An 8,429-nucleotide genomic window follows, 5' to 3' on the forward strand; every position below is an offset into this window, starting at 1 on the left:
AACCGGCTCCCGGCCTTCCCTGCGCCCTCTTTCAATTGAGGGTGAAGCGATGAAGCAAAGCTCGGGCGAAATGCGCTGCGAGGATGCGATCCCATGTCAGTCATTCAACAACGGTCTCGTGCCCCGGACGCAGCGCAGCGCTCTCCCGGCGATGCGAAGCATCGTCAGGTTCAGCGGTGCGCTGCAGAGCCGGGGCCCATGTAGCAGCACGTGCTGTGGCTTCCTGGGTCCCGGCTCTGCGCGGCAGCGTAGGAACGCTGCAGCGCGTCCGGGACACGAGCTTGGCGGATGCTGTACTTCACACTCGCGTGGGGGCCGCTCTCCTCCCCAACCCTCTTGCATCGGCGACGGGCCTTGTAACAAAACCGTCATCCAGCGAAACTAAACGAAGCTGGGGGGCCGCGGATTGCGGCCATGCCGCCTCACCGCAGGGAGAGATTTGATGCGCCGTTCACTGGTGTTGCTGTCCGCCGGACTGACAGTGCTATCCACCGGATTTGCGTCCGCCCAGAACAACACGCCCCGCAATCTGATCCTGTTCATTCCGGACGGTCTGCGCGCGCTGAAGGTCAACCCCGACACGGCACCTGCCATGGCCGAAATCCGCGACAAGGGCGTCAATTTCAAGAATTCGCACTCGCTGTTCCCGACCTTCACCATGGCCAATGGCTCGGCGATGTCGACCGGCCATTATCTCGGCGATACCGGCGTGTTCTCCAACACGATCTGGACCAACTACTCCTCCGTCCCCGCCGGCGACACCGTGGTCCCCTTCATCGAGAACGACGCCGTGCTCGGCGACATCGACGAGCATTTCAGGGGCAACTACCTCAACGAGGACACCATCCTGAAGCTGGCCCGCGACAAGGGGTACAGCACCGCAGCGCTAGGCAAGCACGGTCCGACCTATCAGTTCGATCACACCGACAAGCCTGAAAAAGCCGGCCTGCATTCGATCGTGTTCGACGACGCCACCGGCGGCAAGAACGGCGTGGCGCTGTCGGACGAGGTAAAGGACGCCCTGGCCAAGGCCGGCCTGCCCACCACCACGCCGCCGCGCGGCGACAATTCCAAGGCGGGCGATGCCAAGACGCCGGGCACGACCGCCGCCAACGTGGCGCAGCAGGCCTATTTCGCCGACGTCGCCGCCAAGGTGGTGCTGCCGATGTTCAAGGCGCGCAACAAGCCGTTCGTGCTTGTGTTCTGGTCGCGCGACCCCGATGGCAGCCAGCACAACACCGGCGACAGCCTCAACCAGATCCTGCCCGGCATCAACGGTCCGACCTCGATGGCCGGCATCAAGAACGCCGACACCAACCTCGCCCAGCTCCGCAAGGCGCTGGACGAGCTCGGGCTTGCGGCCTCGACCAACATCATCGTCTCGGCCGACCACGGCTTCTCGACCATCTCCAAGGAAAGCAAGACCAGCCCCTCGGCCAAGGTCAGCTATGACGACACGCCGAAAGACTTCCTGCCGATGGGCTTCCTGGCGCTCGACCTCGCCAAGGCGCTCGACCTGCCGCTGTTCGACCCCAACGACAAGAACGCGAAGATCGAGGGCAACAAGCATCCCAAGGCCGGCAACGGCGTGCTCGGCAAGGATCCGGAAAAGCCCGACCTCGTCGTCGCCACCAATGGCGGCTCGGACCTCGTCTATCTCCCGAACAAGGACAAGAAGCTGGCGGCCAAGACCATCAAGGCGCTGCTGGCGCAGGACTACGTCTCCGGCCTGTTCGTCGAGGACTCGCTCGGCCGCTTCCCCGGCACCCTGCCGCTGTCGAGCATCAATCTGCGCGGCAGGGCAGCGACGCCGACGCCGTCGATCGTCGTCAACTTTCGCTCCTACGCCAGCGATTGCGGCGAGGCGCCGACCAACTGCTCGGTGCAGGTGGCCGACACCGTGCTGCGCCAGGGCCAGGGCATGCATGGCAGCTTCAGCCGCGGCGACACCATGAACTTCATGGCGGCGATCGGCCCGGACTTCAAAGCCGGCTTCGTCGACGAGCTGCCGGTCAGCAATGCCGACGTCGGCATGACGGCCGCCCGGCTGATGGGCCTAAGCGCGACACAGAAAGGAGACCTGGCCGGCCGCGTGATGTCGGAAGCCATGCCCAACGGCACCGTGCCGAAGGCTTATGCCGGCACAATGAAGTCCAGGCCCGCGGAGGGCGGCCTGACCACCGTGCTGAACTTCCAGCGCGTCGGCAGCCAGCGCTATTTCGACGCCGCCGGCTTCCCGGGCCGGACGCTCGGCCTCGAGCCGGACGGCGGCAAACAAAAAACGGCGGGGAAATACCCCCGCCGCTTTCGCTCGCGCCCCGCACGTGGGCGCGAGAACATCTCGGTTGTTACATGCCCAGATCTTTTACATGCCCAGGTCTTTTACATGCCCAGGTCTTTACATGCCGATGTCGAACACGTTCGGCAATTGGCCAGCCAGGGGCAGCGCGGTGGCGCCGAGGAAGGTCGCCACCATCGCCATCAGGCGGCGGTTGTTGTGGCGCTTGCCGCGCATCTGGCCGGCGATCCACTCCAGCATCTCGCTGTTGACCTTGGAGGCATAGGACGGCGCCCAGCTCTCGATCTCGGTGTCGGCCGACAGCGCGACGCTGCGCGGCGGCACTTTCAGGCCCGAGGCGCTTGCGGCATAGTGGGCTACCGCCTTGGCGAGCAAATCATCGAAGCGGCCGCCATCGGTGCGTTCGGTCGCGGCCTCGTTGATCTCGAACAGGATCTCGGCCTCAGCGCGGCTGACCGGCTGGTCGTTGACGGCAGTGGCGGTGAGGATGCGCGTGCACCAGGCGGTGTCGTCGGCATCGAGCGAGCGGGAGAAATGGACCCGGCCCTTGGTGGTCGGGCCTTCGCCCGTGATCACGCCGTCGCGCACGATGGAGAGTGCATGGGCCGCGGTATCGCGGCAGGACGGTTCAAGGGACGGCGAGTCAGCAGATTTAGGCGCAGCGGCAGACATAGTTCACTTCCAGATTTCTTCTGATCGGCCAGCATTTTCATGCCGGCGTAAAGGGGTGGTTAACGATTCGATACGGGGATCGCGACTTTTCTAGATGGTTGCCAATTGGTCGCTGTCAGGACCATTTTGGTTCTAGGACGCGCCGGGCGAGCGTGATGGAAGTCATAAAAGGCATTATCGGGGCGAGCGAGACCGTGTGACCCCGGGTGGAGCTGTTTCGCCGCAGGTGTCGGTGTAACAATAAGTTGCTAGAAAATCGGCCCTTCAAGGAAGGAATTCACATTTTACTTTAACCGGTTCAGTTGGCGTTCACTTGGCGTTGTAAGACCCCTATAATGAGGGGGACGGCCAGAGACAAATTTCTCCAGTATATTCAATGTGATGAGGTAGAACCATGACACTTCCGATCGGCACCACCGCACCCGACTTCGAAGCCGAGACCACCGAAGGGAAGATCAAGTTCCACGACTGGATCGGCAACAGCTGGGCGCTGTTGTTCTCGCACCCCAAGGACTTCACGCCGGTTTGCACGACCGAGCTCGGCGCGCTCGCCAAGCTGAAGCCGGAATTCGACAAGCGCGGCGTCAAGCTGATGGGCCTCTCGGTCGATCCGGTCGACCGCCATGCCAAATGGTCGGAAGACATCAAGGAGACGCAAGGCGCGGCCCCGAACTATCCGATGATCGGCGACACCGATTACAACGTCTCGAAGCTGTACGGCATGTTGCCGGCCGCGATCTCGGGCGATCCCCTCACCCGCACCGCCGCCGACAACCAGACGGTCCGCAACGTCTTCATCATCGGGCCGGACAAGAAGATCAAGCTGGTGCTGGTCTATCCGATGACGACGGGTCGGAACTTCCAGGAGATCCTACGCGTGATCGACTCGCTGCAGCTCACCGCCAAGCATCGCGTCGCGACGCCGGCCGACTGGAACCAGGGCGAGGACGTGATCATCGCAGGCTCGGTCTCCAACGACGAGGCCAAGACGATCTACCCGCAGGGCTGGAAAGAGCCGAAGCCCTACATCCGCATCGTGCCGCAGCCCAAATAACAACGAACTGTCATTCCGGGGCGGTGCGAAGCACCGAACTATGGTGCGCACTTGCGCACCTGAGAATCTCGAGATTCCGGGTTCGGCTCTGCGAGCCGCCCCGGAATGACGCTGTGAATTTCGAGCCCTGCTTTACGCCGCCCGCACACGATCCAGAAAACCGTCGACCTCGGCTTTCAGATGCAGGCTCTCGCCCGACAGCGCCTGGGCTGAGGCAAACATCCGGCTCGAGGTCTCGCCGGTCTCGCTGGCGCCCTTGGCGGCGTGGCGGACATTGACGGCGACGTCGGCCGTGCCCGAGACCGCCGCGCGAACGCTTGCGACGATGTTGTGGGTCGCGCTTTTCTGCTGCTCGACCGCAGCCGAGATCGAGCCGGCGATGCCGCTGATGCGCTCGATGGTCTGGCCGATCGCCTTGATGGCGACGACCGATTCCTCGGTCGCAAGCTGCATGCTGGCGATCTGGTTCGAGATTTCGTCGGTCGCCTTGGCGGTCTGGCCGGCCAGCGTCTTGACCTCCTGGGCCACCACCGCGAAGCCGCGACCGGCATCGCCCGCACGCGCGGCCTCGATGGTGGCGTTCAGCGCCAACAGGTTGGTCTGCTCGGCGATCGAGGTGATCAGCTTGACGACGTCGCCGATGCGCGCGCCCGCTTCGGAGAGCTGCGCGATGCGCTGATCGGTCGCCTCGGCCTGCTGCACCGCCTCGGCTGAAATCTGGTTGGATTCCTGCACGCGCCGGGTGATCTCGGAGATCGATTGAGACAGCTCGTCCGAGGCCGACGCCGCCGAACGCACGTGCTCGGAGGCGTTTTCGGACGCGCCCGCCGACTGCGCCGACAGATCTGCGGTGGAGCGCGCGACGTCGGTCAGCTGCCGCGCCGCACGCTCGAACTCGCCTGACGAGGCCAGCACCTTGTCGAGGATGCCACCTTGTCGAGGATGCCGCCGACGCTGCCGCGGAACTCCTCGACGAAGCTGCGCAGGTCTGATTTGCGCTGCTCGACGGCTGCGGCTGTGGCTGCCGCCTGCTCGCTGCGCATGCGCGCCCGTTCCAGCGAATTGCTCTTGAACACCGCGACCGTGCGGGCGATCTCGCCGATCTCGTCGGCGCGATCCTCGCATTCGATCGCGACGTCGCTCTGGCCGTTGGCAAGCGCGGTGAGCGAGTGCGTGACCGAGGTGAGCGGCCGGGTGATGCGGCGGACGACCAGCAGGGTCAGGACCAGCACCAGAAGCGCGGCGAGGCCCGCGGCCGCCGCCATGCTCTCGATCGCCTGGGCCAGCATGCTCTCGTACTGGATCATGGGGATGCCGACATAGAGGATGCCGACGACCTTGCCGGCCGCATCCGCGATCGGGAAATAGGCCGTCATGAACGATTTGCCGAACAGCGTGGCCGGCCCCTTATAGGCCTCGCCACGGCGCAGCGGCGCCTGCCCCGGATGATCGGCGGCAAGCTGGGTGCCGACGGCGCGGTCGCCGTTTTCCTTTTTCACATTGGTGGAGCGGCGCACGAACTGCCCGCTCGCATCGTCGAACACGAACAGGGTCGCATTGCCGCCGACATAGGACACCGCGCGATCGACGATGGCGTGATCCCCGAAGTCAGGCATCTTGGGGATCTCGGCGCGCGCCACCGTGCCATCCTTCATCGTGATCTTGGCGGCGGGAACGGTCTCCGTGAAGGCCAGTGCCAGCGTGCGCAGATTGACCTCGATGTCGCGCAAGGCGCGATCGTTGAAGGCGGATGTCAGCGACCAATAGCCGGCGCCGACCACAAGCGCGGTGTTCATGGCGATCAGCAGCACGGCGCACAGGACCGCCTTGGTGCCGAGCTTGAATTGCGGCAGGAGTTTTGCCGTCGAAAGATTGGACATGGATGGAACTACCCCCGTAATTCCTGCATATTCGTGCAGCCCGCTTACGGTCCCATTAACGACGGTTCACACCGCCGCACGCGGCATGCTTTCCAAAGTGTAAACGAGGACGCCCCTGACCACGCCGAGCGCGCCTGTCATCGTCTGGTTTCGCGATGACCTTCGTCTGTCCGACCATCCCGCCCTCCATGCTGCCGTGAAAGCCGGTGCGCCGGTGGTCTGCCTCTATGTGCTCGACGAGGCCGCCGGGCGCCCGCCGGGCAGCGCAGCGCGCTGGTGGCTGGCGCAGTCGTTGCGGGCGCTTGGCGCCGAGATTGCCACGCGCGTTGGATCGCTCGTCCTGCGCAGGGGACCGGCGGCCAAGGTCGTCGCCGAATTGGCCCGCGAAAGCGGTGCCCGCGCCGTCCACTGGAATGGAATTGCGCAGGCGCCGCATCAGGCAGTTGAGAGGCAGCTCGAAGCCGCACTGGCAAAGCTCGGCATCGACTCGCAAAGCTTCCCCGGCGACCTCCTCGTCCCACCCTCGGCGATCCGCAACAAGGAAGGCCGGGGCTTGCGCGTATTCACGCCGTTCTGGCGGCGGGTGCTGTCGCTCGGCGATCCGCCAAAGCCCTTGCCCGCGCCGAAGCAGCTGCGCCCTGGTCCAAAGATCGCCAGCGATCGACTTGAAAGCTGGAAGCTCGAGCCGATCAGGCCCGATTGGGCGGGCGGCCTGCGCGAGACATGGACCCCGGGCGAAGCCTCCGCGCGGACACGCCTGCGCGACTTCCTCAAGCACAGCGCGCGCCGCTATGTCGGCGATCGCGACCGCCCGGATCGGGAGGGCACCTCAAGCCTGTCGCCGCATCTGCGCTTCGGCGAGCTCAGCCCGCGCCAGGTCTGGCACGCGGCGCGCTTTGCCGCAGATGAAGATCCGGCGCTCGGGCCCGGTATCGAAAAGTTCCTGAGCGAGCTCGGCTGGCGCGAATTCTGCCGTCACCTGCTCCACGACCATCCCGACCTCGCCACCGACAACCTGCAAACGAGCTTCGACGGCTTCCCCTGGAAGGGCGACAAGAGGGCGCTTGCGGCCTGGCAGCGCGGGCACACCGGGTACCCCATCGTCGACGCCGGCCTGCGCGAACTCTGGCACACCGGCGTGATGCACAACCGGGTGCGGATGGTGGTGGCGTCGTTCCTGGTCAAGCACCTCTTGATCGACTGGCGCGAGGGCGAAGCCTGGTTCTGGGACACGCTGGTCGACGCGGATGCCGGCAGCAATCCCGCCAACTGGCAATGGGTCGCCGGCTGCGGGGCCGACGCCGCGCCCTATTTCCGCGTGTTCAACCCGCAGCTCCAGGGCGAGAAGTTCGATCCGGATGGAACCTACGTTCGGCGCTGGGTACCGGAGTTGAAGGACATGCCAACCAAGCTGATTCATCGGCCCTGGCAGGCCACGCCGATCGAGCTTGCGAGCGCGGGCATCACGCTCGGCAAGACCTATCCGCAGCCGATCGTCGATCATGCCAAAGGGCGCGAGCGTGCACTCGCCGCCTACGCAAAGATCCGCAGAAGTTGAGCGCCGCTTTGACACAATTTCGAAACCCGCTATCGTCATCGCGCCAATCAAACCGCGGGGGACGATATGGACGACGATAAGCCGATCACCGAACAGGCGATGGAGACGATCACCACAGCCGTGGAAGCGACCAAGGACGCGGCGGTCATCGCCGTCAAGAAGGTCAGGAAAGCCGCCAAGAAGGTCGCGAAGAAAGTAGCGCCGAAGAAGGCTTCCAAGAAGAAGGCCAAGAAAGCCTCGAAGAAGAGTTCGAAGAAGGCTGCAAAGAAGTCGTCGAAGAAAGCGGTCAAGAAAGCGACCAAAAAAACTGCAAAGAAGGCCGCCAAGAAAGCGGCCAAGAAAACCACCAAGTCGAAAAAGAAGACTCGGAAGGCCAAGCGCTGATCAGGGAGCAGGTCTCCGGGTGTGTGCGCGCCCGGAGACAAAGCTCCAGGGATACCCTACCCTCGCGGCTTGGATGCGCGCCGGCCCGGGTGATGCTCTCCCTTCGGATCACGGAATTCGCTGCGATGACCGCGGCGGTCCTCGGCCTTGAAGCGCCGCCGCTTTTCCGGTGAGCCGAACTGCTTGATCAGCCGCCTGCCGTTGACCTTCTTGATGACGTAGCCACCCTCGGTCATCGAGAACGGCGCCTTGAGCGATCCCATATGGTCGAATTTGGTGCCGCGGGGATGCTCGAAGGGCTCGAACCAGGACGGATAGACGAAGTTCGACATCGGGAAGCCGTTGACGAGGAAAGAGTCCTCCTCCACGGCGTCGCAGACCTCGTAGGCATATTGGGTGTGGCGGGTCCTGTCGGCCCACAGATTGGCCATGGGGTCCAGCACCATCTCGAACAGCTCGTGCGATGCCGCCAGGCTGACGGGATCGTCCTCACCCAGCGCCTTCAGGAATATCTTCGAGATCGGCTGTCCCCGATGCGTCAGCTCGTGCCGTCCGAGGAAGTTCTTGTGGCTGGGGGGGGGG

General features: G+C 64.3%; 5 protein-coding genes and 2 pseudogenes. 4 read left to right on the forward strand and 3 right to left on the reverse strand.

All coding sequences use genetic code 11. From position 1 onward, the window contains the following. Positions 1-442: 442 nt before the first annotated feature. Positions 443-2,293: pseudogene (locus tag IC66_RS0131755) on the forward strand (alkaline phosphatase family protein); the annotation flags it as partial. 105 nt (positions 2,294-2,398) lie between these two features. Here IC66_RS0131755 and IC66_RS48510 read toward each other — a convergent pair. Further along, positions 2,399-2,971, reverse strand: a complete 573-nt coding sequence (locus IC66_RS48510) for a hypothetical protein (RefSeq protein ID WP_083859360.1) — start codon at positions 2,969-2,971, stop codon at positions 2,399-2,401. A 394-nt stretch (positions 2,972-3,365) separates the two neighbouring features. Here IC66_RS48510 and IC66_RS0131760 point away from each other — a divergent pair, with 394 nt between their 5' ends. After that, positions 3,366-4,025 (forward strand): peroxiredoxin, encoded by a 660-nt coding sequence (locus IC66_RS0131760; protein WP_028140953.1) that lies wholly within the window; start codon positions 3,366-3,368, stop codon positions 4,023-4,025. 132 nt (positions 4,026-4,157) lie between these two features. Here the strand turns inward: IC66_RS0131760 and IC66_RS0131765 are convergent. After that, positions 4,158-5,905 (reverse strand): annotated as a pseudogene (locus IC66_RS0131765) (methyl-accepting chemotaxis protein). Between the two features lie 166 nt (positions 5,906-6,071). Between IC66_RS0131765 and IC66_RS0131770 the strand changes: the two are divergent. Both IC66_RS0131770 and IC66_RS42750 read left to right on the forward strand, forming a co-directional pair. Then, positions 6,072-7,463 carry a cryptochrome/photolyase family protein gene (locus IC66_RS0131770; RefSeq protein WP_244429200.1) on the forward strand — a complete coding sequence of 464 codons (1,392 nt, stop codon included), beginning with the start codon at positions 6,072-6,074 and terminating at the stop codon, positions 7,461-7,463. 66 nt (positions 7,464-7,529) lie between these two features. Then, the gene (locus IC66_RS42750; RefSeq protein WP_049806685.1) at positions 7,530-7,847 is read left to right on the forward strand and encodes a hypothetical protein; all 318 of its coding nucleotides are present in this window, start codon (positions 7,530-7,532) and stop codon (positions 7,845-7,847) included. A 56-nt stretch (positions 7,848-7,903) separates the two neighbouring features. Here IC66_RS42750 and IC66_RS0131780 read toward each other — a convergent pair. Continuing rightward, the coding region (locus IC66_RS0131780; protein ID WP_038950351.1) for a hypothetical protein at positions 7,904-8,429 on the reverse strand (526 nt) is incomplete at its 5' end.

Origin of the sequence: Bradyrhizobium genomosp. III, assembly GCF_000261705.1 — a bacterium.
In the GTDB taxonomy this organism is placed as follows: Bacteria; Pseudomonadota; Alphaproteobacteria; order Rhizobiales; family Xanthobacteraceae; genus Bradyrhizobium; species Bradyrhizobium ottawaense.